The organism is Mesorhizobium sp. M0968 (assembly GCF_040319065.1).
Lineage (GTDB): Bacteria > Pseudomonadota > Alphaproteobacteria > Rhizobiales > Rhizobiaceae > Mesorhizobium.
In genome coordinates, this window is sequence record NZ_JAMYNL010000012.1 from 74,705 (window position 1) to 99,516 (window position 24,812).

Genomic DNA, 24,812 nt, shown 5'->3' on the forward strand with positions numbered 1-24,812 from the left:
CTCAAAACTGTTGCATGCACCATGCGGCTTACGTTTTCGACGCCTACGGCACGCTGTTCGACGTGCATGCGGCCGTGCGTCGTCACGCCGACCAGATCGGGCCGGACGGCCAGTTGCTGTCCGAGATCTGGCGCGCCAAGCAGCTGGAATATTCCTGGGTCAGGACGCTGATGGGGGCCTATGCCGATTTCTGGCAGCTCACCGAGCAGGCGCTCGATTTCGCCCTGCGCAAGGTTCCGTCCGCCGATGCCGGACTGAAAGCGAAGCTGCTCGAGGCTTATTGGCGGCTGGACTGCTATCCGGAGGTGCCGGCCGTGCTCAAGGCGCTCAAGGCATCGGGGGCAAGGCTGGCGATCCTGTCCAACGGTTCGCCTGAGATGCTGGAAGCGGCCGTCAAATCCGCCGCGCTCGACCAGGTCCTGGACGACGTCTATTCCGTCGACAGCGTCAGGCGCTTCAAGACCGACCCGTCGGTCTACGACATGGTCACCACGGGCTGGCGCCTCTATCCGGACGCGGTCTCTTTCCAGTCATCCAACCGCTGGGACGTCGCCGGCGCCACCAAATTCGGCTTCAGGACGGTGTGGATCAACCGCGCCAATCAGCCAGAGGAATACCGGGATTTTCCACCGGCCCTGATCCTGCCGTCCCTTGAAGGTCTGGTCGCCGGGGGGTGAAACCGGAATGTTGCGTCGGCGCAACAGTGACGATCCAGTCACAGCTTTGCCTTTGTTTGTCCACCCTGCGGCCAGAATTGGAACCGCCTATCGCGCCGGGCATTGCTCGGCACCTGCGCAACAGACGCATTTATGCTTTGTTGCGATTTGAGACTTAAAAAAGGCAATCATGTTCACACCCCCATCGTCCTCTCTGCGCCTTAGCCGTCGCGGTTTTCTCAACGCGGCCGCCCTTGGCGCCGCCTCGGTCGCGGTCTCCAGTTGCACCACGCTGTCGCAACAACCGGTCGAGCCACCGCCGCCGACCTATGTCGAGCCGGCGCTCGGCGATTATGTGACGATGTATGGGCCGGTGTCGGATGGCGGCTTCGAGCTGCCGGCCATACCGGTCGACAAGATCGACCCGCAGTTCCTGCGCCAGATCGTTGACGATCCGACCGGGCAGCAGCCGGGCACCATCGTCGTCGATACCACCAATCACTTCCTCTATCTGGTGCGCCCGGGCGGCCAGGCGATCCGCTATGGCGTCGGCCTCGGCCGCGCCGGCTTCGAATGGTCGGGCGATGCGGTGGTCCAATGGAAGCAGAAATGGCCGAAATGGACGCCGCCGGACGAAATGATCGCCCGGCAGCCGGAGTTGAAGCCGTACAGCGCCGACAATGGCGGCATGCCCGGTGGGCTCAAGAACCCGCTTGGCGCGCGGGCGCTTTATCTCTTCCAGGGTAACCAGGACACGCTCTACCGCTTGCACGGTTCGCCGGAATGGCGGTCGATCGGCAAATCGGTGTCGTCGGGCTGTGTTCGCCTGATGAACCAGGACATTATCGATCTCTACGACCGAGTGCCGAACAAGACCCCGGTCGTGGTGACGGCCGACATCGGCCAGCCGATGGTGGCCACAGCAAACCGCAAAGCCATCCCGATCGACGCCGGCGTGCCGGAAGGATCGATCCTGCTCGGCCCGGTCAAGGCGATCACAGACTCGATCTTCTGAGCTGACGGAAGCGCGGAGGCGGGATTGCTCACGGCTCCTGCTGGTTTTGCCGAGCGTCGGCTTGCCCGTTCCGGTGCCCGCCTTTGGATTTGACGCTTTCGTTGAGCAGCGGATTTTGCCGCGCCGTGTGCAGACGCCGCCGGTGACAGCTCATGAGCCAGAGCGGACATTTCGCGCTCAGAAGGGATTATCACGGTGACCGGAGGGATACCCCTCCTGTCATCCTGACCGTATTTGTGCTGGATGCCCTCTCACAGGTGCGATGCCGTGGCAGGTTTTTGTAGACCTTGGCGAGAAGGAATGATCCAAAATGTAACCCTGGCCATGCCAATTGCTTCAACGATCGATGCAATCCACTCAGAGCAGGTTGATCGCAATTTGCACGTTGCCGCGCGTCGCTTTCGAGTACGGACAAATGTCGTGCGCCTCGTCGATCAGGGCTCGTGCGGTATTGTACTCCACGCCAGGCAGGCTGACGTTGAGCCGAGTGCTGAGAGAGTAGCCGTCGTCCCCGAGATTCAGATCAACCTCGGCATCGATTCTCACTCCGGCCGGCAGCGTAATTTTTTGTTCGTGAGCCACAGACGCAACCGCGCTTGCGAAGCTGGCCGACCAGCCGGCTGCAAGCAGTTGCTCCGGGTTGGTGCCGATGCGCGCCGATCCGGGTATGGAAAGCCTGATGTCCAGAAGGCCATCAGAGCTGCGCGAGGCGCCATTCTCGCGGCCACCTATGGTTGCGGTCCTGGCCGTGTAAACAACCCTTGCGATCGGGTTCATAGGCATTCTTTTGGTGGTTGTCGTACCTGCCGGAGGGGCGGCGCCGCGAACTCGATCACGCGTCGACCTCGACAACGGCGTCGGCAAAGGCCTGTGGCGCTTCCTGAGGTAGGTTGTGTCCAATGCCGCCCATGACTACCCGGTGGCTATATTTGCCTGAAAACATCTTGGCGTAAGCGCTGGCGTCCGGATGCGGCGCGCCATTGGCGTCGCCCTCGAGTGTCATCGTGGGCACGGAGATGACGGGTGCCTGAGCAAGCCGCTGCTCCAGTGAATCATATTGCGCCTCGCCTTCTGCCAGGCCGAGCCGCCAGCGATAATTGTGGATGACGATCGCGACGTGATCCGGATTGTCGAAGGCCGCAGCACTCCGCTCGAACGTGGGCTCATCGAAATTCCATTGCGGCGAGGCGAGCTGCCAAATCAGCCTGGCGAAATCGCGCGTATATTTCTCGTAGCCGACACGGCCGCGATCGGTAGCGAAGTAATATTGGTACCACCATTGCAGCTCGGCCTTCGGCGGCAGCGGCAGTTTGCCGGCTTGCTGGTTGCCGATGAGATAGCCGCTCACCGAGACCATCGCCTTGCAGCGTTCCGGCCACAGGGCGGCGATGATGTTCGCCGTCCGAGCGCCCCAGTCGCAGCCGGCAATCGTCGCCTTCTCGATACCCAGCGCATCCATCAGCGCGACGATGTCGGCAGCGATGGCCGACTGCTGACCATTGCGCATCGTCTCGTCCGACAGGAATCGCGTCGTGCCGTATCCGCGCAGGTAGGGCACGATCACGCGGCGGCCTTTCGCCGCCAGAATGGGCGCAACGTCGACATATGTGTGGATGTCGTAAGGCCAGCCATGGAGAAGGATAACGGGCGGACCGTCGGCAGGGCCGGCCTCTGCATAGCCGACATTAAGGACACCGGCATCGATCTGCCTGGGTGCGCCGAACGAGTTCTTTGCCGTGTGCATCGCAGCCGCCGTCGTCTGGTCGACTCCGCTGGGCGCCGCCTTCGCTGTCGCGGTCATGCCGAGTTCGGCAAGCGTCATGCCCATTGCGGCTGCACCGATCAGGCGACGGCGGCGCTTATCGATTTTGTCGCAAACACTGATCGTGTTCATAGTGATGTCTCTTTGTGATGAGGCAATGTGCTTTGTTCCTGCGTAGTCACGAGACGAGCTGCTGGCCGCCGTCGACGTCATATGTCGCGCCCGTCAGCGCCGTGTTGCTCATGATGTGAACGGCGAGCGCGGCGACATCAGCCGGTCCGACGACACGTCGGATTGGCAGCGTCGCGCGCAGTTCGTCGCGCCGCTTGTCGAGGTTGTCGCCGAGCAGCGACGCCGACAGTGGCGTGTCGACGAAGCCTGCGGCGATCAGGTTGACGCGTATCGGCGCGAGCTCGAGCGCGAGATTGGCGATGAGCGCGGGGAACGCGACGGTAACCGTCGAGACGATCGCGAGGCCTGGTTTTGGGCGGCGTGCGCCCGTGCCGCCCATGAATATCAGTGAGCCGGCCGACCCGACCTTGCCAGTGGCGCTGCGTGCCACATTGAGCGCGAGCAATAGGTGGTCCGTGAGATCGTGTCGTGCCTCCTCGGGAGGAACTTCGAGGGGTGAGCGATAATGGGGAGCGCTTGCAGTAACCATCACATGGTCGATCAAGTCCGGCAGATCTTGAAAGAACGACTTCAGCTGGGTCGCATCGTTGGCGTCGAAGGCGGCGGTGCCCTCAGCGCTAATCTCGCGCGCTGCTTGATCGAGGCGGTCGCGATTGCGTCCGGTGAGGATGACGCGGGCGCCTTCGGCGCGGGCACGCCGGGCGGTCTCCAGACCGATGCCGGCGCTACCGCCGATGACGACGACGGTCTGGCCAAGAAGTTCAGGTTCGCGCTGAGTGGGGATGGCTGCGGTACTCATGATTTCCTCCGATAAAGGCCGTCAGGTTGCCACGATCTCCGCAGGCCGCGGACGAATACGGCGGCAGTGTGCCGCCGTCTGGAAGCTCGTCCTACTGCGGCAGTTCCTCGCCAGACTGCTCGGCCACCATGTATTCGGCGTACCAGTCCGGCCAGTTCTCGTCGCGCTGGCCGCCGGTCCGCTTCTCGTGCTCTCCGTGGGCGACCGACGCGCGGCGCATTGCGGCGGCCAGGTCGCCCTCGGAGGCGAAGCTCGTCGCCTTCGAGTCGATCCGGCCCGGAAACCGGATGGTGATCTCCTGGAGCAGCCAGCCGTTCCCGTCGGGATCGCTGAACGTTGCAAAGGAGACGTAGCTGCGTCCCTCCGGGTCCCGACCATTGACAGCAGGCTGTCCCGGACCGGCACGGTGGAACACTTCGCTCACATCTGCACCGTGAGCGATGAGCTCGGCGCGCGCCGCTACGATGTCGGACACGATGAGATAGAGACCCTGTGTCGACCCCGGCGCGGCCGAGGTGACACCCTTGCCGAAGTGGATCGAGCCAGGCGAGCCCGGAGGCGTGAACTGCACAACCCGGAACGTATCGCCGACCGCGAAGTCGGCATCGAGCCGCCAGCCGAGGCCCTCGTAGAACTGCTTGGAGCGGTCGACGTCTGCGACCGGAATAACGACAACCTCGAACTTCAGGTCGACGGGACGTGCGCTTGCGGTGTCGGAGGTCTTTTCGCCCTGACGGGCCGTTGCGATGTCTGACATGGTCGTTTTCTTTCCAGTTGGGTGGGACCTGGTCCTGCCCGATCGTTGCCACGTAATGACCGAGCCTGTTCTGGATCTCTCTGCTGCATGTCGGCCAGAGCCAAGTTCTCTTCGACGTATTTTGACGCATCGAGCGCACGGAAACGGTCCGCCGGTGTGCAGAGTGAGATGCGCACGGTTGGCCATTCCCTCGCGTGTGAGATCGATCATCACTACGCCTCGGCGGCCGAGGTCTGGACGGCAGAAATCGAGTCGATGATTTGGTCTGTCGTGACAATCGCGCTGGCGTAGTTCGGCATGTTGATGTCGAGAGCCGCGTGCATCTCCTCATCCGAGTAGTCTGCCGTCGCGTCCCTCACCATGGTTACGTCGTAGCCGAGCTCGGCGGCGAAGCGAACGGTCGCTTCGACGCAGGTGTGTGCGATCAGTCCGATGACAATGAGTTTCTGGATTCCGTGCCTTTTCAGCTGCAGATCCAGATCCGTATTGGCGAACCCACTGGAACACCAATGTTCGGTGGCGACAGTTTCGCCTGGCTTGGGCTCGAACTCGGACCGAATCTCGCCGCCCCAGGTGCCGTATTCAAAGCTCTTGCTCTTCCATGCTCTCTTCTGGACGGGCGCGACGTAAGTCCATGTCTCATAGTCGCCCGGACGGTATCGATGATGCATTGCATAGAAGACGCGAAGCTTAGCTTGACGCGCGGCATTCAGGACTTGCAGCATGTGAGGCACGCAGCCGTTCGCCTCTGCGACAGCCCGGATGCGGGGCCATATCTTGCCCCCATCGGAAATGAAGTCGTTGTACGGATCGATCACCAGAAGTGCGGTGACCTCCCGGTCATGTGCGTGCCTCGTCATTGTGCCTCCTCCATGGAGCGGCTAGATCACAAGAAAGATGCTGCCGCTCAGTTGCTGAGCGCGGCTCGTTCGATGCTGGCCGCAAAAAGCGGCGTCTCGCCCTTGTTGTGAGCGATCGACATGGGCTGGCGCTGTGACCGAAGCACCTCGAACGGGATGCCCTGGCGCTCGAAGAAGGCCATGAATTCCTTCGTGGCCCAGGACCGGACGTGGTTGGTAAACTCACATCGGCGACTGTCGATAGCCTTGACGCTCAGCTCCCAATGCACATGGATCGTGGTGCGGCCCGTAGGCGTGAAGAGGTCTGAAACCGACTCCAGGATGAGGTGATCCTTGCGGCCGAGCGTCTCGACATAGTGTTGCACCATCAGGCTGCCGCCGATGATCTCGACATTGATCGACATGCGCTTGCCATCCGGCGCCGTCGTGAAACCCGCCGCTATGTGGGCGGGCGAACACCCCTGATATTCATGTTCCGACAGCGCGAAGCACCAGTTGGGAATGTCGATCTTCTCGATCGGCGCGTTGATGATAGCCGTAAAGCTTGAATCGACGATCTCATGATCCTCGACGGGGGCTGCCATCTTCGTGATGGGTTCGTGCGATGCGGAAGATGGCGCGATTGCTGACATGACGTTCTCCTTTGTCCCGGGTTCAATCGGGTTGCCTTGGGCGGTCGAGCAGGTGTGACTGCAAGCGGAACCCTGCCAGGGGTCAGATTTGCTGGCGCAGCGGACGAAATGCCGTCCGGAGTTCGGCGGTGAAGGCCTCGGGCTGCTCCCAGGCTGCGAAATGGCCGCCTTTGAGGAGCCGGTTGTAATGGATAAGCTTCGGATACGCCTTTTCAGCCCAGCTCTGCGGCGCCTGGTAGATCTCGTCCGGGAAGGCGCTCACAGCGACCGGGATCTTGATGCCCCTGGGGTCGAAGAAGCCTCCCGTCGGGTGGTGCGCGTTGTCCCAGTAAAGCCGCGCCGAGGAGATCGCCGTGTTGGTCAGCCAGTACATCGTGACATTGTCCAGGATGTCGTCCTTCGTCAGCCCTTCCGCTTGCCCGTCGAAGACGCGTGCGATCAGCTCGTAGCTGCGGATGTCGTGGTCGAGCATCCAGGCTGCGAGACCGACCGGCGAGTCTACGATGCCGTAGAGCGTCTGCGGGCGATTGTTCATCTCGATCGCGTAGCCCAGCCCGTTCTTATAGAAGTCGTCGAGCTGGTCGTAGGCCCGCTTCTCGTCGGGCGAGAGGCCGGCGGGCGCCGGGCCGCTGGCGGCAAGCGCCTTCGAGATGTCGGCGGGCACGGTGGCAGCCATGTTGGTGTGGATGCCAAGCAAGCCCGGAGGCTCTTGCAGCGCCATCGTCTCCGACACGGCGTTGCCCCAGTCGCCGCCCTGTGCGACGTATTTCGTGTAGCCGAGACGCTGCATCAGCGTAGCCCACGCCTTGGCGATACGGGCAGGGATCCAGCCAGGTGCCGTCGGCTTGCCGGAGAACCCATAGCCCGGCAAGGACGGGATCACCACGTGGAACGCATCCGCCTCGGTCCCGCCGTATGCAGTTGGATTGGTGAGTGGCTCGATGACCTTCAGCTGCTCTATGATCGAGCCAGGCCAGCCATGCGTGACGATGATTGGCAAGGCATTCTCATGCCTGGAGCGGACATGGATGAAGTGGATGTCCAGCCCGTCGATCTCGGTGATGAACTGCGGCAGGGCATGGAGCCGGGTCTCCATCTTGCGCCAGTCGTAATCCGTCGCCCAGTACTTCGCGAGCTTCTGCATTGTGGCGAGCTGGACGCCCTGGGTGTCGTCGGCCACATTCTCCTGGTCCGGCCAGCGGGTCGCGGCGACGCGTCGGCTAAGCTCGTCGATTTCCTCCTGAGGAAAGCTGACCTTGAAGGGCCGGATCGCATCGCCCGCGGCTGCGGCGACCGATGGGAGCAGGCTGGCAGTACCTACGGCGGCTATGCCCATTGCGGCCGTGCTCAAAACCAGGCGGCGGTCCTGATCGATTACTTCGGGAGTCTTGGTCGTATTCATGGGTCTCTCCTCGGGGGGTGCTCGGTGCTGCCGAAAACTTACGCCCGCAGGACGAGAATCGCCCGTTATGTGTTGTGAGCCCCCTGTTAGTGGCTGTCAGCGCTGGTGGCTCCGGGCAGCGGGGTCCTGCCACCGTTCGCTATGGTGCAGGTGTTGTACTTGACTTAGACTATCGGCTTGGTGGCGGGCGGCTCCGAGAGAAGCGCCATGACGATAGTGGCAGGTCAGGCCAAGGACGGACTGTCGTTCGGTCCTTTCCATCTGGTTGCGAGCGAAAGGCTCGTCACAAAAGACGGCGCTCCCTTGGCGCTGGGCTCGCGTGCACTGGACATTCTCATTGCCCTGATCTCCACGCCGAATGAAATCGTCGGCAAAAAGGATCTGATGTCGCGGGTTTGGCCCGATGTCGTAGTCGAGGAAGGCAGCCTGCGGTTTCACATGACCAGGCTCCGCAAGGCGCTGGGTGACGGAAAGGACGGCGCACGATACATCGCGACACTACCAGGGCGGGGTTATTGCTTCATCGCGCCCGTCTCGCAGATCGGCGGTCCGCGCGATGAAGAGCCTGCAGCTGCCGCCAGTTTTCCGCACGCGAATCTTCCGAACCGCTTGGGCCGAATGGTTGGCCGGGACGACGACGTTCTCCAGCTGTCGGCTCGACTGAATGCGTCGCGCTTCGTCACAATCGTTGGCGCGGGCGGCGTCGGCAAAACCACCGTCGCGATCGCGGTCGGACATCACCTCATTGACGCCTTCGCGGGCGCTGTGCTGTTCGTCGACCTGGGAATGCTCGGCGATCCCGACCTGGTGACGACAGCCGTTGCCTCCATGCTTGGGCTGTCGGTTCAATCGAGTGACGCGACGCCCAATCTGATCGCCTACCTGCGCAACAAGCGGATGCTTTTGATCCTCGATACCTGCGAGCATCTCGTCGATGCGGTGGCGCCTCTGGCCGCAAGCATCATCGACGCGGCGTCGCAGGTCCACATTCTGGCAACAAGTCGCGAAGCGCTTCGGGTCGAAGGCGAGCATATCTACCGATTGGATGCCCTTGCCTGTCCGCCGGACGACCCAAGGCTTACGGCGGCGGTTGTCCAGACGTTCCCGGCCATTCAACTGTTCGTGGAGCGCGCGGTGGCAAGTGGCGCGCGCTTGGATGTCAGCGATGCGGAGGCCCTGATCGTCGCAAGCATCTGTCGAAAGCTTGACGGTGTGGCGCTTGCAATCGAGTTGGCGGCCCGGCGGGTCGAGTCTTATGGATTGCAACAAACCGCCGCGCTTCTCGATCAACGTCTGACTTTGCTGTGGCTGGGATCGCGGACCGCGCCACCGCGTCAAAAGACCCTGCAGGCCACGCTGGATTGGAGCTTTGGGCTACTTACCGACCTGGAGCGCGCAGTGCTTCGCAGGCTCGCTGTATTCCTTGGCCATTTCACGCTCGATGCGGTCTTGGAAGTCGTCACAAGCGCTGCCCTCGACAGATCGACGGTTCTTAATGCCATGGATAGTCTTGTTGCCAAGTCGATCATAGCGACGCGCCCGCTCGGAGCGATGATGCGCTATCGGCTCCTGGATACCACGCGCGCCTACGTCCTCGATATCAGCATAGATGACGCCGAGGCCGCCGATCTGGCGGTGCGCCACGCCGCCTACTATCGAAGATGGCTTGAGCAAACAGGTATCGAGTGGCCAGGTCTGGCGACCGGCGAGGAGCGGGCTCCTCACTTCGCCGCCATCAACAATGTGCGGGCCGCTCTGGAATGGTGCTTCGGCGAGGGCGGAAACGCCGATATCGGCATCGGACTTGCCACTGCTGCCGCGCCTGTTTTCCTGGCGATGTCCTTGTTGCCGGAGTGTCATCGCTGGTCAGAACGCGCGATATTCGCTCTCGACGATGCCGCTCTTGGCGGACTTGACGAGATGCATCTCCAGGCAGCCTTGGGTGTGTCCCTGATGTTCATGCGGGGAGGGCGTGATGCGGCGCGCGTCGCCCTGGAGAAAAGCCTGGCGATCGCCGAAGAACGCGGTGATACGTTGGATCAAGTGCGCCTGCTGGGTCCGCTCAACATGTTCCACCTGCGGACAGGCAACTTCGTGACCGCCCTCCAGTTTGCAAAACGCTGTTCAGCCATAGCCGCGACCCTGGAGGATCCGGTCGCGATTGCGTTGGCGCATACCATTCTGGGGATATCGCTTCACCTTCGTGGTGACCTGGCCGAAGCCCGCGCGGAGCTTGAGGCAGCGCTGGATCGTGGGCCACGCTCTCAGCGAACCACAACGGTCTATCTCGGTTTCGAGGGCAAAATCCTGGCCAAGGCTATCCTGGCGAGGAACCTTTGGCTGCAAGGCCATCCGGACCAAGCCATGGAACGTGCTCGACAGGCCGTCGAAGAGGCCGCCGCCATGGACCACTCGCTGACTCTGGCGATCGCCCTGATCTGGGGAATATCGGTGTTCCTGTGGGCCGGGGAACTGGAGAGCGCGGAGGCACACATCGACATGCTGATTTCCCGCGCCGAGTCCCATTCCATGGCCCCTTATCTGCTGGTCGGTCGGGGATTCAAAAGCGAAGTCGCAATCCGGCACGGGGATGCGACAGGTGGGGTCGGGGGCCTCCAGAGTTCTCTCCAAAAGCTCCACGCAGCACCTTACGAATTGCTCACGACCGAGCTCAACCTCTCGCTGGTTAGAGGACTATCCGCGATCGGTCAGGTCGACGAAGCAGCCGCGCTGATCGCTCATTCAGTTGGTCAAGTCGAAAAGAACGGTGACCAATTGTACCTTCCGGAGTTGCTGCGGATGAAGGGAGGCCTTCTTCTCCAACAACTGTCGGGACGCAATCGCGACGAGGTCGGCGCATACCTAATGCAGGCACTGGAGTTGAGCCGGAGTCAGGGCGCGCGGGCATGGGAGCTGCGAACCGCAATTGACATGACAACGTTGATGGCCGCGCGAGGCGAGATCGACGGCGCTCGCGAGCTCTTGCAATCGGTTGCGGAGCATTTCGTAGAAGGCGCGAGTACGGAAGATTTGAAGGCTGCCGCGCGCCTGTTGGCGACGCTGAACTAGCTACCGCCGATACGCGTTTACACTTTTGCAGACGGTCCGACGGCAGCTATGGGCGCATAGCCGCCGTCCGCTGTCCTTCAGATCTGGCCACCGGCACTTGATGTGCAAGACAGAATTTGCCAACACAGATGCCCGCCCTTCGGTGCGATGCCCCTCACCTGCCCCTGGACAAGCTCCCCAAAATCCCGCGGACGATCGCCCGTCCGACCGACGAGCCGACCGAGCGCACGATGGATTTGATCGCCGCCTCCGCAACGGTCTGACGGTTGGAGGGGCGCGGCGCGCGGCGGCCGCCGGTCGGCTGGGGATCGTCATTGCCGAAGCCGGGAATGGTCCAGCGCGAACGGCCGCTTTCCTGTTGCTGCGCCTGTGCCTCCTGGGCGTCCTTGGCCTTCTTCTGCAGCATCTCGAACGCCGATTCGCGGTCGATGGTCTGATCGTATTGTCCCGCAACCGGGCTCTCGGTGATCAGCTTGCGGCGCTCGTCGGGCGTGATCGGGCCAAGGCGCGATGACGGCGGGCGGATCAGCGTTCGCTGCACCATGGACGGCACGCCCTTGGCTTCCAGCGTCGAGACAAGCGCCTCGCCGGTGCCGAGCTGCGTGATCACGGTTGCGCAGTCGAAGTCGGGATTGGGCCTGAACGTCTCGGCCGCCGTCCTGACGGCCTTCTGTTCGCGCGGCGTGTAGGCACGGAGTGCGTGCTGCACGCGGTTGCCGAGCTGGGCCAGCACCGTTTCAGGGATATCCAGCGGATTTTGCGTGACGAAATAGACGCCGACGCCCTTCGAACGGATCAGCCGGACCACCTGCTCGACGCGGTCGACCAACACCTTCGGCGCGTCGTCGAACAAAAGATGCGCCTCGTCGAAGAAGAAGACCAGCTTCGGCTTGTCGGGATCGCCGACCTCGGGCAGTTCCTCGAACAGCTCCGACATCAGCCACAGAAGGAACGTCGCATAGAGCCGCGGATTCATCATCAGCTTGTCGGCGGCGAGCACGCTGATGGCGCCGCGTCCATCGCGCGTGGTGCGCATAATGTCGGATATCCGCAATGCCGGCTCGCCGAAGAAATTGGCAGCGCCCTGCTGCTCCAGAACCAGCAGCGTGCGCTGGATCGCGCCGACCGAAGGTTTCGTCACATTGCCGTAGCGGGCGCCGATCTCTTCGGCGCGGTCGGCGATGTTGGCCAGCAGTGACTGCAGGTCCTTCAAATCGAGCAACAGAAGGCCTTCCTCGTCGGCGATGCGGAAGGCGATGTTCACAATGCCTTCCTGCGCCTCGGAAAGGTTCATCAAGCGCGACAGAAGCAGCGGCCCCATCTCCGAGATGGTGGCACGGATCGGGTGGCCCTGCTCGCCGAACAGATCCCAGAAGATGACCGGGAATTCCTGGAACTCATAGGGATCGAGCTTGACCTGCTCGGCCCGCTTGACCAGGAAATCCTGCGTTGTGCCCATCATGGCGATACCCGACAGGTCGCCCTTGATGTCGGCGCAGAATACCGGCACGCCGGCATTGGAGAAACCCTCGGCCAAAATCTGCAGGGTCACCGTCTTGCCGGTGCCGGTCGCGCCGGTGACCAGGCCGTGACGATTGCCATATTGCAGCAAAAGCTGTTCGGGCCGCTGATAGCTGTCGTCCGGCTTGCGGCTGGCCCCTATGAAGATGCTGGTATCGTCGGCCATGTGTGCGGTCTCCGCAAACCTATAGGGTTGAATGCCCTGATCCCTTGAAGAAAAGGGAACCCCGCCGCAGGTATAGTGAGGCCGTTGCGCAGCGACAATGGGCGTTGTCGAAAATGGCTTTTGGAGCTTGCGGAGCCTGCCCATGTTTGGCAATCGGTTGACGGTCACAATCACGGAAGGCGTGTTGCACGGCATGTGTGCTGCATTGTGATATCGGGCCGGGGACCGTAGACTGACATAGTCGGCCGCTGCGGCCGCTAGAACGAGGAGAACCGATGGGCGCCGGTGCCTTGACCCAGGATGCCGAACTTCCGAACGCCGACCGGCAACGATGGCTGGCGCTGGCGGAGAAGGCGCTGGCCGGCGGGTCCTTCGAGGAAAAGCTCGTCTCGCATACGGACGACGCCATCCGCATCGAGCCGCTCTATGAGCGTTCGGTAACCGCCGAGCCTGTCGTGCGCGCCAACCCGGGATCACCGTGGATCGTCAGCCAGCGCATCGACGATCCGGACGTAGGCCGCGCCAGTGCGCAGGCGCTGGAAGACGTCGCGCAGGGTGCCACCGGACTGTCGCTTGTCTTCGAGGGTGCGCCGAACGCCTTCGGCTATGGCTTGCCGAGGACGGCGGAGGCGCTGGAGGGCGTGCTCGACGGCGTGCCGCTCAACCGCATCCAGATCCGCATCGACGCCCATCCCTGGAGCCGTGCCGTGGCCGACTGGCTGGTGGCGTTTTTGACCAAGCGCCGCTCCGACCCGGCAAAGCTCAACCTCTCCTTCGGCATCGATCCGGCGGCGATCTTTGCCGGGACCGGCAGGCTGCGCATGTCGATCGAGGCTTTGCAGGCTTCGATGCCGCAGTCGCTGGCGCATTTCTTTTCGATGGGTGTGCCCGGCGTGCTGCTGGAGGCCGACGGGCGGGTATTCCACAATGCCGGCGCCACCGAGGCGCAGGAGCTTGGCACCATGCTCGCCTCGGCCGTCTCCTATTTGAGGCTGTTCGAGAAAGCGCGCCAGCCGCTCGTCTACGCGGCGCCGCATATCGGTTTTGCGCTCAGCGTCGACCAGGACCAGTTCGTTTCGACGGCCAAGGTCAGGGCGTTGCGCAGGCTGTGGGCGCGTGTCCAGGAGGCCTGCTCGATACCGCCCTCCACCGCCAGCATCCATGCCGAAACCTCCTTCCGGATGATGACGGCGGCCGACCCGGAAACCAACATCCTGCGCACCACCATCGCCGCTTTCGCGGCTGCCGCCGGCGGCGCGGATTCGATCGCCATCCTGCCGCACACGATCGCGCACGGCCTACCCGCGGGTTTTGCTCGCCGCGTTGCCCGCAACGCGCAACTGATCATGGCCAATGAAAGCCATATCGACCACGTGGCCGATCCGGTTTGCGGTTCGGGCGCCGTCGAAGCGCTGACTGCGGAGCTCTGCGCGGCGGCCTGGCAGGAATTCCAGCAGATCGAGGCGGAAGGCGGCGTGCTGACCAGCCTTGAGCAAGGGCACATCCAGAGGCGCGTCCAGGCAGCTTCCGCCCGCCGCAACACAGCCTACCAGGCCGGCGAACGGGCGATCGTCGGCACGACGCTGCACCCGTCGAAGACCGAGCGTCCGGTCGAGACGCTGGCGGCTGAGCGGCGGCCTGCCTTCACCGAAGGCGTTGCGGTATGCGAGCCGCTATTTCCGATCCGCATCGATCAGTCGATCGGAGCCGTACCATGATCCCGGATTTCAGCCAGATCGCCTGGTCGCCGCCCCGGCGGGCGCCGGTCGAGATCAAAGGCCAGCGGATGACGCCGGAAGGCATTGCCGTCAAGCATCTCTACAACCAGGGCGATCTCAAGGGCTTGCCACATCTCGATACCTATCCGGGCCTGCCGCCTTTCGTGCGCGGCCCCTATCCGACGATGTACGTCCAGCAACCCTGGACGATCCGGCAATATGCCGGCTTCTCGACTGCCGAAGAGTCCAACGCCTTCTACCGTCGCAACCTTGCCGCCGGCCAGAAGGGCCTGTCGGTCGCCTTCGATCTCGCCACGCACCGCGGCTATGACAGCGACCATCCGCGCGTCGCCGGCGATGTCGGCATGGCCGGCGTCGCCATCGATTCCATTCTCGACATGCGCCAGCTGTTCGACGGCATACCGCTTGACGAGATGACGGTATCGATGACGATGAACGGCGCGGTGCTGCCGATCATGGCGCTCTATATTGTGGCGGCGGAGGAACAGGGCGTTGCGCAGAAGGACCTCACCGGGACCATTCAGAACGACATCCTGAAAGAGTTCATGGTGCGCAACACCTACATCTATCCGCCAAAACCTTCGATGCGGATCGTGTCGGACATTTTTTCCTACACGTCGAAGCACATGCCGAAGTTCAATTCGATCTCGATCTCCGGCTACCACATGCAGGAGGCGGGAGCGACGGCGGACCTCGAGCTCGCCTACACGATTGCAGACGGTATCGAATATGCCCGCGCCGGCGTCGCGGCCGGCCTCGACATCGACCGTTTCGCGCCGCGCCTTTCCTTCTTCTGGGCGATCGGCATGAATTTCTTCATGGAAGTCGCCAAGCTGAGAGCAGCGCGCCTTTTGTGGGCCAGCCTGATGCTGAAGAACTTTTCGCCGAAGGACGAGCGCTCGCTGTCGCTGCGAACCCATTGCCAGACTTCGGGCTGGTCGCTGACGGCGCAGGATCCCTACAACAACATCATCCGCACCATGATCGAGGCGATGGCCGCCACTCAAGGGCATACGCAGTCGCTGCACACCAATTCCTTCGACGAGGCAATGGCGCTGCCGACCGACCATTCGGCCCGCATCGCCCGCAACACACAGCTCATCCTGCAGAAGGAATCCGGCACGACGCGCATTATTGACCCGTGGGGCGGCTCCGCCTATGTCGAACGGCTGACACATGATCTGGCGGCGCGTGCGCTTGCGCATATCGAGGAGGTCGAGAGGCTCGGCGGCATGGCCGCGGCGATCGAAAAGGGTCTACCGAAGCTGCGCATCGAAGAGGCTGCCGCGCGCACCCAGGCGCGCATCGATTCCGGCGAACAGATCGTGGTCGGTGTCAATGCTCACCGTCCCGGCACGGACATCGAAGTCGACGTGCTGAAGATCGACAATGCCGAAGTCAGGGCGCGGCAATTGTCGAAGCTGCAGCGGCTGAAAGGCACGCGTGATGTCGCTGCCGCCGAGAGCGCGCTCGATGCGCTTACCCGTGCTGCCGGGAGTAACGGAAACCTGCTGGAATTCGCCATCCGGGCCGCACGCGCCAACGCCACGGTCGGCGAGATTTCGCTGGCGCTGGAAAAAGTTTTCGGCCGCCATGTCGCCTCGGTGCAGACGATCTCCGGCGTCTATCGCAACGCGCTCGGCGACAATCCGGTGGTCGACCGGCTGCAGGACAAGATCGTCGCGTTCGAGGAAAAGTCCGGCGGCAAGCCGCGCATTCTGGTCGCCAAGATGGGGCAAGACGGCCATGATCGCGGCCAGAAAGTGATCGCCACCGCCTTTGCCGACCTAGGCTTCGACGTCACCGTCGGGCCGATGTTCCAGACTCCGGACGAGATCGCCAGGCTGGCCGTCGAGCATGACGTGCACATCGTCGGCGCCTCGTCGCTGGCTGCGGGCCATTTGACGCTTATTCCCGAACTCAAGCATGCGCTGAAGAAGCTCGGCCGCGACGACATGCTGATCGTCGCCGGCGGCGTCATTCCACCGCAGGATTACGACGCAGTCCGGCAGGCAGGCGCCACTGAAATCTTCCCGCCCGGCACGGTTATCCCCGAAGCGGCGGAGCGGCTGATGGACCGGCTGCTTAAGGTCGGCTGATGCGCTGTTGTTATAATGTCTGTTGCAACAGAAACACGGTTGGTTATAATCAGCGTTGCAACAGGATGTCTCACCATGAACACGACCATTCGCAAGATCGGTAATTCCGAAGGCGTGATCCTGCCGAAGGAAATTCTCGACCGCATGAACCTGAAGGCCGGCGACAGCATCGTCATCGTCCAGGAGGGCGATGAGCTTCGCCTGCGCCGCACCGAGGACACTGCCGAAGAATTCGAGCGCAAGATGAAGATCGCGCGCGAGCGGATGAAGAAGTACGAGGTTGCCTACCGCGCGCTCGCAAAATGACCGAGCATCATTCGAGGGAGTTCGTGGAGGCGCTTCACGCCGAGCAGTTGCGCCTCCACGGCGGCGCAGCGGGAATCCGCGATCAAGGAATGCTGGAGTCGGCGCTTTACAGGCCGCAGCAAAGAGAAATCTATGGCGAGCCCGATCTCTGTGAACTCGCAGCCGCCTATCTTTTCGGCATTGCCAAGAACCATCCATTCGTCGACGGCAACAAGCGCACGGCTTTTGCGGCGGCCGATCTGTTCCTTTATTTCAACGGGCTGAGCATCGAAGCCGAGCAGGCGGACATTATTCAACTGGTCATGATGGTCGCCGCCGGCGAAATCGACGAGGCCGGCGCCTCAGCGTTCTTCCGCGATCATGTCGTCAAGCTCGAAGACTAACTGTCGGAGAGCTTGACGATCTCCCATTCCTTGCCATTGACCACGGCAACTTCGCCGACCTTCTTGCCGAACAAGGCCATCGCCATCGGCGACATATGAGAAATTGTCCCCTTAGCGGGATTGGCTTCGTCCTCGCCGACGATCTTCCAGTGCACCTTCTTGCCGTCGTGGCTTTCCAGCGTGACGCCCATGCCGAAGCGAACCATGTCGCTGCCCGGTTCCGGCACCGAAAGCTCGGCGCTTTCGCGCCGCGCCGTCCAGTAGCGGAGATCACGCGACACCAGCGCGATGCGCTCGCGGTCGGCCCTCTTTTCGGCTCTGCCCAGTTCGTCGCGCAGAGCGGCCACCTCCGCATCGATCAGCGTCAGGCCGCGTTCCGTCACCAGATTGCGGTGATGACTGATCGGCCGCTCGCCGATGCCGGCGATGGCGTTTTCGCTGTCTTCCTCGCGGGTGAAAGCCCTGCTCATTTATCGAACTTATGCCTGACGCGACGACTCCACAAGCCGTAGCCGGCGAACCGACGTCGGAGCCGATCCGGGCCGATCCTGTCTGGCACGAATCCTGCGGCGCGACCGTTGAACGCAAGGAATCTGTGCCGATGTTGAACAGACGAACGCTGCTTGCGCAGACCGCCGGCTTTGCCGTCATGGGGCTTTCGCTCGGCAAGGCAGCGGCGAAAAACCTTCCCGGCATCGAGAAAGCCGCGATGCGTGGCGCGATCAACGCGACCGAGCTCGGCGTCCGGCCCGGTGCGCTTGACGATCAGAGCAAGGCTTTCACCAAGCTGCTGCGCGACGCGCACGACCGCGACATGCCGGTGTTCCTGCCGCCGGGGATCTATATCGTTTCCAACCTGTCGCTGCCCGGCCGGGTGCGCCTGTCCGGCGTGCCGGGCGCATCGCGGATCGTCTATGGCGGCAATGGCCATCTCATCATGGCCGACCAGGCCGAGCATATCGAACTCAGCGGGCTGGTGTTCGATGGCTGCAACCGCTGGATGGGCGACTACACGCAAGGCCTGCTCGATCTGCGCCGCATCGCCCATCTGGTCGTCGACAATTGCCAGCTTACCGGCAGCGGCAAGAACGGTCTGGCGCTCGAGCACGCCTGGGGCCGAATCCAGCGCTCGGAGATATCCGGTGCGGCCGATGCCGGCATCTATTCGGTCGAGGCCGATGGCCTGGAAATATCAGGCAATAGCGTCTCCGACTGCGCCAATGGCGGCATTCTCGTGCACCGCTGGCAGGCGGCTGAAGACGGCACCATCGTCAGCGGCAACCGGATCGAGCGCATCCAGGCGCGCAGCGGCGGAGCCGGCCAGAACGGCAACGGCATCAATGCGTTCCGCGCCGGCAACGTCATCATCTCCGGCAATATTGTCTCGGACTGCGCGTTCTCGGCGATCCGCGCCAACACTTCCAGCAATTTGCAAGTCACCGGCAACACCTGCTCGCGTTCGGGCGAGACGGCCGTGTATTCCGAATTCTCGTTCGAAGGCGCCGTCATCGGCAACAACATCGTCGACGGCGCCGCGAACGGCATTTCGATCGTCAATTTCAACGAGGGCGGCCGCATGGGCGTGTGCTCCGGCAACATCGTCCGCAATCTGTCGACCAGCGGCCCCTACCCTGCCGACGCGCCCGGCTTCGGCGTCGGCATTAGCGTCGAGGCCGACACCACCGTTTCCGGCAACGTCATCGAGAATGCGCCGCTCTACGGCATGCAGATCGGCTGGGGACCGTTCATGCGCAATGTGGTCGCCACGGGAAACGTCATCCGCAAGGCGGGGACCGGCATCGTCGTCACCGTGGTCGAAGGTGCCGGAACGGCAATCATCTCCGACAATGTCATCGACGGAGTCCAGAACGGCGCGATCGTCGGCCAACGCTGGGCCGAGCCGGTGACCGGCGACCTCGCTGCATCAGGCAATGCCGGCTATGCGCATTTGACCGTCGAGCGCAACCACGTCAGTTGAAGGTGGCCGTCGGCCGGAGCGCGCCAACCTTGGCGCCGATCCGGCTCTCGATAGGCGGATTTGCCTGTTCGGTCAGTTTCGCTGCGAGCGCCTGGTCGGCTTGCAAAAGCTTAGCCAGCACGGCCGCGACCATCACTTCAGCGGCGCGGCCGGCGCCATCGTCGCACTTCAGCGCGATGCCAAGGCCAAGCTCCGGAAGGGCTGCACAAAAAACACCTTCGGCGCCTCCCTTGACGAAAATCCGGCCCGGTGCGGCGTCCATCATCGCGACATCGGACCTGCCCGTGCCGGCGACGAAAAACGGCTCGGCCATGCAGGCGGAAAGCAGCCGCTTCGCCGCCCGGGCGCGCACCGGCTCGAACCCGGCACCTGTCGCCATGCGGGCAAAGCCAAGGGCAAAGCTGCGCAGCGGCACGGCATAGGTCGGAATCGAGCAGCCGTCGGTGCCGCGGTGATCGGCGTCATGGGCAGCACCGGTCACCGCCTGCATCGCTTCGCGCACCATCTCCTGCGAGGCATGGCCAGCCTTGACGTAACCACGATGGGCGATGCCGCTGTGAACGCAGGTGCAGAGAAAGCCCGAGTGCTTGCCGGAACAATTATTGTGCAGCGCGTTCGGCACGCTGCCGGCGCGGGCAAGTGCCAACGTCGCTCCATGGCTCGACGGCCAATGCGCGCCGCATTCGAGTGCCGTCTCGTCCAGGCCGGCCTTCGCCAGCATGGCGCGCGCCAGCTCGACATGTGGCGGCTCGCCGGAATGCGAGGCGCAGGCCAGCGCCAGCTCCCGATCACCGAAGCCGTAGGCATCGGCAGCGCCGCTCTCGACCAGCGGCAGCGCCTGGATCGCCTTGACCGCCGAACGCGGGAACACCGGTTGTGCCGTATCGCCGATCTCCCAGACAGGCTTGCCGTCGGCGTCGAAAACGGCAACAGCGCCGCGATGGGCACTCTCGACGATTGCGCCGCGCAAGACTTCGACCAGAACCGGATTTGTCATGTCACCTCCCGCAATGCGGGCGGGTTTATCTGATCCGGTCAAGAATGGAAACGTAGTTGGCGACCGCGGCACCACCCATGTTGAAGATGCCGCCGAGTTTTGCTCCCGGCACCTGGATGCCGCCCGCCTCGCCGACAAGCTGCATGGCGCTCAGCACATGCATCGATACGCCGGTGGCACCGATCGGGTGGCCCTTGGCCTTCAGTCCACCGGACGGATTGACCGGCAGCCTTCCGTTTTTCGCCGTCTCGCCATCCAGGGCCAGCTTGGCGCCCTCGCCCGGCTTTGCCAGGCCCATCGCCTCATACTCGATCAGTTCGGCGATGGTGAAACAGTCGTGCGTCTCGACGAAGGACAGGTCGCCGAGCGTCACGCCCGCCTGCTTCAGCGCCTGGTTCCACGCCTGCTCGCAGCCTTCGAAGGCGAGAATGTCGCGCTTCGACATCGGCAGGAAATCCTGCACATGCTCATTGGCGCGGAAGGCGACGGCGCGGCGCATCTTCAGCGCCGTGGCCGTGTCGGCAAGGACAAGCGCGGCGGCACCGTCCGACACCAGCGAGCAGTCTGTGCGCTTCAGCGGACCGGCGACGAAGGGGTTTTTTTCGCTTTCCTGCCGGCAGAACTCGTAGCCGAAATCCTTGCGCATCTGCGCGTAGGGATTGTCGACGCCGTTCTTGTGGTTCTTGGCGGCGATCATCGCCAGCGCATCCGACTGGTCGCCGTAGCGCTGGAAATAGGCTTGGGCGATCTTGCCGAAGACGCCGGCGAAACCTGCCGGCGTGTCACCGTCCTCCGGCAGATACGAGGCCTTGAGCAGGTTCTTGCCGATCTCGGGACCGGGCGTCGTCGTCATCTGCTCGGCGCCGACCACCAGCACGATACGGGCGGCATTGGCGTCGATGGCGCGGATGCCTTGCCTGACCGCCGCCGAGCCGGTGGCGCAGGCGTTCTCGACGCGGGTCGCCGGCTTGAAGCGCAGCCGGTCGTCGGCCTGGAGGACCAGGCTCGCGGTGAAATCCTGGGCGGAAAACCCGGCGTTGAAGTGGCCGAGCACGATCTCGTCGACGTCATCTGGACCGATGCCGGCATGATCGAGCGCCTCGACTGCCACCTTGGTGATCAGGCCCTCCAGCGTCTCGCCTTCGAGCTTGCCGAAGCGCGAATGCGCCCAGCCGACGATGCATGCTGTCATGGCGATCTCCATCCTGTGGACCGGGGCTACGCGATACTGCGCGCGCATCAGCATTGTTCAAGCACCGTTCTGCCGGCCTCGCGAAGGGGCCAGAACCGCACAATCGCTTGATCTTGATGATCTGGTCATAGTGCCTGGCTTTTGCCAGCAAATCAGGGTGGATTTTTGTTGATTGATGCGTCAATAAAAAATAATCTTGCCCCAATAGGCCGGAGCAAGAATGCCGAAACTCGGAATGGAGCCGTTGCGCCGCAGGGCGCTAATCGATGCAACGATCTCGGCGATCGGCGAGCGCGGTTCGCTTGATGTGACGATGTCGGAAATCGCCGGGCGCGCCGGCGTGTCCTCGGCGCTTGCCCACCACTATTTCGGCGTCAAGGACGAATTGCTGTTGGCGACGATGCGGCACATCCTCAGCGAGCTCACCGCCGATACGGGCCGTGCACTTCGCGCGGCCGGCACGGCGCGCCAGCGCGTCTCGGCGGTGGTTGCGGTCAATTTTTCCGACATCCAGTTCCAGCCCGAAACGATCGCCGCCTGGCTCGCCTTCTATGTCGAGGCGCAAAAATCGGCAGCACTTCGACGGCTGCTCAAGGTCTATGCGCGGCGGCTGCATTCCAATCTGCTCAGCGGGCTGACCGGCATCCTGCCGAGAAGCGAGGCCGACCGGGTCGCCGAAGCGACGGCGGCGCTGATCGACGGGCTCTATATCAGGCGCGCGCTGAAGGACGGTCTTCCCGATGCCGCGACCGCGATTGCACTGGTCGAGGACTATCTCGAAACGAAGCTCAGCGGACGGCAGAAGCAGTGACATCCAAGCGACCCAACATCCTGATCGTCATGGTCGATCAGCTCAACGGAACGCTGTTTCCGGATGGGCCGGCGGACTTCCTGCACGCGCCGCATCTGAAGCCGCTCGCCGCGCGTTCGGCGCGTTTTTGCAACAATTACACGGCCTCGCCGCTCTGCGCGCCGGGCCGCGCCGCATTCATGAGCGGCCAATTGCCGTCACGCACCGGGGTCTATGACAACGCCGCCGAATTCGCGTCTTCGATCCCGACCTTCGCCCATCATCTGCGCGCCGCAGGTTATCACACCTGCCTATCCGGCAAGATGCATTTCGTCGGTCCGGACCAGTTGCACGGCTTCGAAGAGCGGCTGACCACCGACATCTATCCGGCTGATTTCGGCTGGACACCGGACTACCGCAAACCCGGCGAGCGCATCGACTGGTGGTATCACAATCTCGGCTCCGTCAGCGGCGCCGGTACTGCCGAGATCACCAACCAGCTGGAATATGACGACGAGGTCGCCTTCCATGCGGTGCAGAAGCTTTATGATTTTGCCCGCGTCTCCGACGATGCCGCACATCGGCCCTGGTGCTTGACGGTCTCCTTCACCCATCCGCACGATCCTTACGTCGCACGGCGGCAATACTGGGACCTCTACGAGGACTGCCCGGCGCTCGAGCCCGAGGTCGGCTTTATTCCTTACGAAAGGCAGGATCCGCATTCGCAGCGGCTCTACCGCGCCAGCGACTATGACAGCTTTGACATCACAGCGGAGCAGATCCGCCGCGCGCGCCGTGGCTATTTCGCCAACATCTCATATCTCGACGACAAGCTCGGCGAATTGATGTCGGTGCTCGAGCACACGCACATGCTCGACGACACGATCATCCTGTTCTGCTCGGATCACGGCGACATGCTCGGCGAGCGCGGCCTGTGGTTCAAGATGTGCTTCTTCGAAGGTTCGGCGCGGGTGCCGCTGATGATCGCCGGCAAAGGCATCGCCGCCGGGCTGATCGACACGCCGGTCTCCAACCTCGACGTGACGCCGACGCTTTGCGACCTCGCCGGCATCGACATCAGCGCGATTGCGTCGTGGACCGACGGCCAGTCGCTGCTGCCGCTGCTGAATGGAAAGAAGCGCTCCGCGCCGGTGCTGATGGAATATGCCGCCGAAGGCTCGAACGCGCCGATGGTGGCGCTGCGCGAGGGCCGTTACAAATTCATCCATTGCGAGATCGATCCGCCGCAACTGTTTGATCTTGAATCGGATCCGCTGGAATCGACCAACCTCGCCGCCGATCCGGCCAATGCGGCTTTGGTGGCCGCTTTCACCGACAAGGTGCGGGCGCGCTGGGACATGGCGGCGTTCGATGCCGCGGTGCGTGCCAGCCAGGCACGCCGCTGGGTGGTCTACCCGGCGCTGCGCAACGGCACCCATTATCCCTGGGAATTCCAGCCGCTGCAGAAGGCATCGGAGCGCTACATGCGAAACCATATGAACCTCGACCTGCTCGAAGAGCAGAAGCGCTTTCCGCGAGGCAAATGATGGCAGACCGTCTCGTCCCCTCGCTCGACCATCTCAGGCAGGCCTATGCCGTCACCTCCAAGGCGACGCAGATCACGCCGCTCCTGGAATCGGCGGCACTTGCCCGCGAGACCGGCGCCGCCCGCGTCTTCGTCAAGGCCGAATCGCTGCAATGGGCAGGATCGTTCAAGGTGCGCGGCGCCTACTGGCGGCTGAAGAAGCTCTCGCCTGACGAAACCAAAAAGGGCGTCGTCGCCTATTCCTCCGGCAATTTCGCGCAGGGGCTGGCGGCGGCGGGCCAGGCGCTTGGCATTCCCGTCACCATCGTCATGCCGATCGACGCCCCTGCCGCCAAACGCGATGCCACGTCGGGGTATGGCGCGCGTGTCGTGCTGACCGACCATGGCGAGCGCGCGCGTGAGGAAGTCGCCGCCGCCAGAGCGCGTGAGATCGCCGCCAGCGATGACCTGGCCCTGCTGCACCCGTTCGACGATCCGGAGATCGTCGCCGGCCAGGCCGGCGCCGGACTGGAGGCACTCGACCAGCTCACCGCCAGGCAAGTGGAGGCCGATCTCTTGTTCTGTTCGGTCGGCGGTGGCGGGCTGATAGGTGGCGTTTCGCTGGCCTTCCACTATCTGTCGCCCGCCACAGAGATCATCGGCGTCGAGCCGGAAGGTTTTGACGGCATGGGCTCGTCGCTCGCGCATGGCGCCATCGAAACCATGCCGATCGGGCCGAAATCGATCTGCGACGGGCTGATGTCGCGGCGGCCCGGCGACGCGCCGTTCGCAGCGGTGACGACCGCCGGCGTTCGCGGCGTCACTGTCGATGATGCGTCGGTGCGGCGCGCCATGCACATTGCCTTCGAGCGGATGAAGCTGGTGCTTGAGCCATCCGGCGCTGCCTCGCTGGCGGCGGTGCTCGGCGGCAAGGTCGACATAACCGGCAGGACCGTTCTGGTGATGGCAACCGGCGGCAACGTCTCGCTCGCCGATTTCATGGCGCATATGAACCATGGGCGCATATGAACC

General features: G+C 63.1%; 22 protein-coding genes. 11 read left to right on the plus strand and 11 right to left on the minus strand.

Annotated elements, in window-relative coordinates:
* Positions 1 to 14 precede the first annotated feature (14 nt).
* A complete protein-coding gene (locus NKH67_RS20800; RefSeq protein WP_352501772.1) occupies positions 15 to 677 on the plus strand; it encodes a haloacid dehalogenase type II in 663 nt (220 codons plus the stop codon).
* Between the two features lie 169 nt (positions 678 to 846).
* Positions 847 to 1,671, plus strand: coding sequence for a L,D-transpeptidase (locus NKH67_RS20805; RefSeq protein WP_352501771.1), 825 nt, complete (start codon positions 847 to 849; stop codon positions 1,669 to 1,671).
* Between the two features lie 357 nt (positions 1,672 to 2,028).
* Here NKH67_RS20805 and NKH67_RS20810 read toward each other — a convergent pair whose 3' ends face one another.
* From NKH67_RS20810 to NKH67_RS20840, 7 genes are all read right to left on the minus strand, one after another.
* Positions 2,029 to 2,448 carry an Ohr family peroxiredoxin gene (locus NKH67_RS20810; protein WP_352501770.1) on the minus strand — a complete coding sequence of 140 codons (420 nt, stop codon included), beginning with the start codon at positions 2,446 to 2,448 and terminating at the stop codon, positions 2,029 to 2,031.
* Positions 2,449 to 2,503: 55 nt separating this feature from the next.
* On the minus strand, positions 2,504 to 3,565 hold the full coding sequence (locus NKH67_RS20815) for an alpha/beta fold hydrolase (RefSeq protein ID WP_352501769.1): 1,062 nt from the start codon (positions 3,563 to 3,565) through the stop codon (positions 2,504 to 2,506).
* 46 nt (positions 3,566 to 3,611) lie between these two features.
* Entirely contained in the window at positions 3,612 to 4,364 is a 753-nt protein-coding gene (locus tag NKH67_RS20820) for an SDR family oxidoreductase (RefSeq protein WP_352501768.1), read from the minus strand.
* A 91-nt stretch (positions 4,365 to 4,455) separates the two neighbouring features.
* Entirely contained in the window at positions 4,456 to 5,112 is a 657-nt protein-coding gene (locus tag NKH67_RS20825; protein WP_502893785.1) for a VOC family protein, read from the minus strand.
* Between the two features lie 221 nt (positions 5,113 to 5,333).
* The gene (locus tag NKH67_RS20830; protein ID WP_352501766.1) at positions 5,334 to 5,981 is read right to left on the minus strand and encodes a cysteine hydrolase family protein; all 648 of its coding nucleotides are present in this window, start codon (positions 5,979 to 5,981) and stop codon (positions 5,334 to 5,336) included.
* A gap of 47 nt (positions 5,982 to 6,028) precedes the next feature.
* Entirely contained in the window at positions 6,029 to 6,565 is a 537-nt protein-coding gene (locus NKH67_RS20835; protein WP_352501906.1) for a hypothetical protein, read from the minus strand.
* Positions 6,566 to 6,695: 130 nt separating this feature from the next.
* The gene (locus NKH67_RS20840) at positions 6,696 to 8,015 is read right to left on the minus strand and encodes an epoxide hydrolase family protein (RefSeq protein ID WP_502893781.1); all 1,320 of its coding nucleotides are present in this window, start codon (positions 8,013 to 8,015) and stop codon (positions 6,696 to 6,698) included.
* A 207-nt stretch (positions 8,016 to 8,222) separates the two neighbouring features.
* Here NKH67_RS20840 and NKH67_RS20845 point away from each other — a divergent pair, with 207 nt between their 5' ends.
* On the plus strand, positions 8,223 to 11,084 hold the full coding sequence (locus tag NKH67_RS20845; protein ID WP_352501765.1) for an ATP-binding protein: 2,862 nt from the start codon (positions 8,223 to 8,225) through the stop codon (positions 11,082 to 11,084).
* Between the two features lie 154 nt (positions 11,085 to 11,238).
* Here the strand turns inward: NKH67_RS20845 and NKH67_RS20850 are convergent, their stop codons facing one another.
* The gene (locus NKH67_RS20850; RefSeq protein WP_352501764.1) at positions 11,239 to 12,771 is read right to left on the minus strand and encodes a helicase HerA-like C-terminal domain-containing protein; all 1,533 of its coding nucleotides are present in this window, start codon (positions 12,769 to 12,771) and stop codon (positions 11,239 to 11,241) included.
* Between the two features lie 275 nt (positions 12,772 to 13,046).
* On the opposite strand from NKH67_RS20850, the gene NKH67_RS20855 reads away from it, so the two are divergent.
* The 4 genes from NKH67_RS20855 (at position 13,047) to NKH67_RS20870 (ending at position 17,298) form a co-directional block, all read left to right on the plus strand.
* On the plus strand, positions 13,047 to 14,489 hold the full coding sequence (locus NKH67_RS20855; protein ID WP_352501763.1) for a methylmalonyl-CoA mutase subunit beta: 1,443 nt from the start codon (positions 13,047 to 13,049) through the stop codon (positions 14,487 to 14,489).
* Positions 14,486 to 16,609 (plus strand): methylmalonyl-CoA mutase, encoded by a 2,124-nt coding sequence (gene scpA, locus NKH67_RS20860; protein WP_352501762.1) that lies wholly within the window; start codon positions 14,486 to 14,488, stop codon positions 16,607 to 16,609. The genes NKH67_RS20855 and scpA overlap by 4 nt, the downstream gene beginning before the upstream one ends.
* A 75-nt stretch (positions 16,610 to 16,684) precedes the next feature.
* Complete coding sequence (locus NKH67_RS20865) at positions 16,685 to 16,915, plus strand: AbrB/MazE/SpoVT family DNA-binding domain-containing protein (protein WP_352501761.1); 231 nt, start codon at positions 16,685 to 16,687, stop codon at positions 16,913 to 16,915.
* The gene (locus NKH67_RS20870; protein WP_352501760.1) at positions 16,912 to 17,298 is read left to right on the plus strand and encodes a type II toxin-antitoxin system death-on-curing family toxin; all 387 of its coding nucleotides are present in this window, start codon (positions 16,912 to 16,914) and stop codon (positions 17,296 to 17,298) included. Before NKH67_RS20865 ends, NKH67_RS20870 begins: the two co-directional genes overlap by 4 nt.
* Here the strand turns inward: NKH67_RS20870 and NKH67_RS20875 are convergent.
* Positions 17,295 to 17,768, minus strand: a complete 474-nt coding sequence (locus NKH67_RS20875; RefSeq protein WP_352501759.1) for a GreA/GreB family elongation factor — start codon at positions 17,766 to 17,768, stop codon at positions 17,295 to 17,297. The two genes, NKH67_RS20870 and NKH67_RS20875, sit on opposite strands and share 4 nt — an antisense overlap.
* 131 nt (positions 17,769 to 17,899) lie before the next feature.
* Here NKH67_RS20875 and NKH67_RS20880 point away from each other — a divergent pair, with 131 nt between their 5' ends.
* Positions 17,900 to 19,276 carry a TIGR03808 family TAT-translocated repetitive protein gene (locus NKH67_RS20880; RefSeq protein WP_352501758.1) on the plus strand — a complete coding sequence of 459 codons (1,377 nt, stop codon included), beginning with the start codon at positions 17,900 to 17,902 and terminating at the stop codon, positions 19,274 to 19,276.
* Here the strand turns inward: NKH67_RS20880 and NKH67_RS20885 are convergent.
* Both NKH67_RS20885 and NKH67_RS20890 read right to left on the minus strand, forming a co-directional pair.
* Positions 19,269 to 20,273: an asparaginase gene (locus tag NKH67_RS20885; RefSeq protein ID WP_352501757.1), complete on the minus strand. Its 1,005-nt coding sequence runs from the start codon at positions 20,271 to 20,273 to the stop codon at positions 19,269 to 19,271. The genes NKH67_RS20880 and NKH67_RS20885 overlap by 8 nt on opposite strands.
* Before the next feature lie 25 nt (positions 20,274 to 20,298).
* Complete coding sequence (locus NKH67_RS20890; RefSeq protein ID WP_352501756.1) at positions 20,299 to 21,465, minus strand: acetyl-CoA acetyltransferase; 1,167 nt, start codon at positions 21,463 to 21,465, stop codon at positions 20,299 to 20,301.
* A gap of 220 nt (positions 21,466 to 21,685) precedes the next feature.
* Here NKH67_RS20890 and betI point away from each other — a divergent pair, with 220 nt between their 5' ends.
* The 3 genes from betI to NKH67_RS20905 are packed head-to-tail and all read left to right on the plus strand — an operon-like array spanning position 21,686 to position 24,809.
* On the plus strand, positions 21,686 to 22,276 hold the full coding sequence (betI, locus tag NKH67_RS20895; protein ID WP_352501755.1) for a transcriptional regulator BetI: 591 nt from the start codon (positions 21,686 to 21,688) through the stop codon (positions 22,274 to 22,276).
* Positions 22,273 to 23,802 (plus strand): choline-sulfatase, encoded by a 1,530-nt coding sequence (gene betC / locus NKH67_RS20900; RefSeq protein WP_352501754.1) that lies wholly within the window; start codon positions 22,273 to 22,275, stop codon positions 23,800 to 23,802. The genes betI and betC overlap by 4 nt, the downstream gene beginning before the upstream one ends.
* Positions 23,802 to 24,809 (plus strand): pyridoxal-phosphate dependent enzyme, encoded by a 1,008-nt coding sequence (locus NKH67_RS20905; RefSeq protein WP_502893786.1) that lies wholly within the window; start codon positions 23,802 to 23,804, stop codon positions 24,807 to 24,809. The genes betC and NKH67_RS20905 overlap by 1 nt, the downstream gene beginning before the upstream one ends.
* The last annotated feature ends 3 nt before the right edge of the window (positions 24,810 to 24,812 follow it).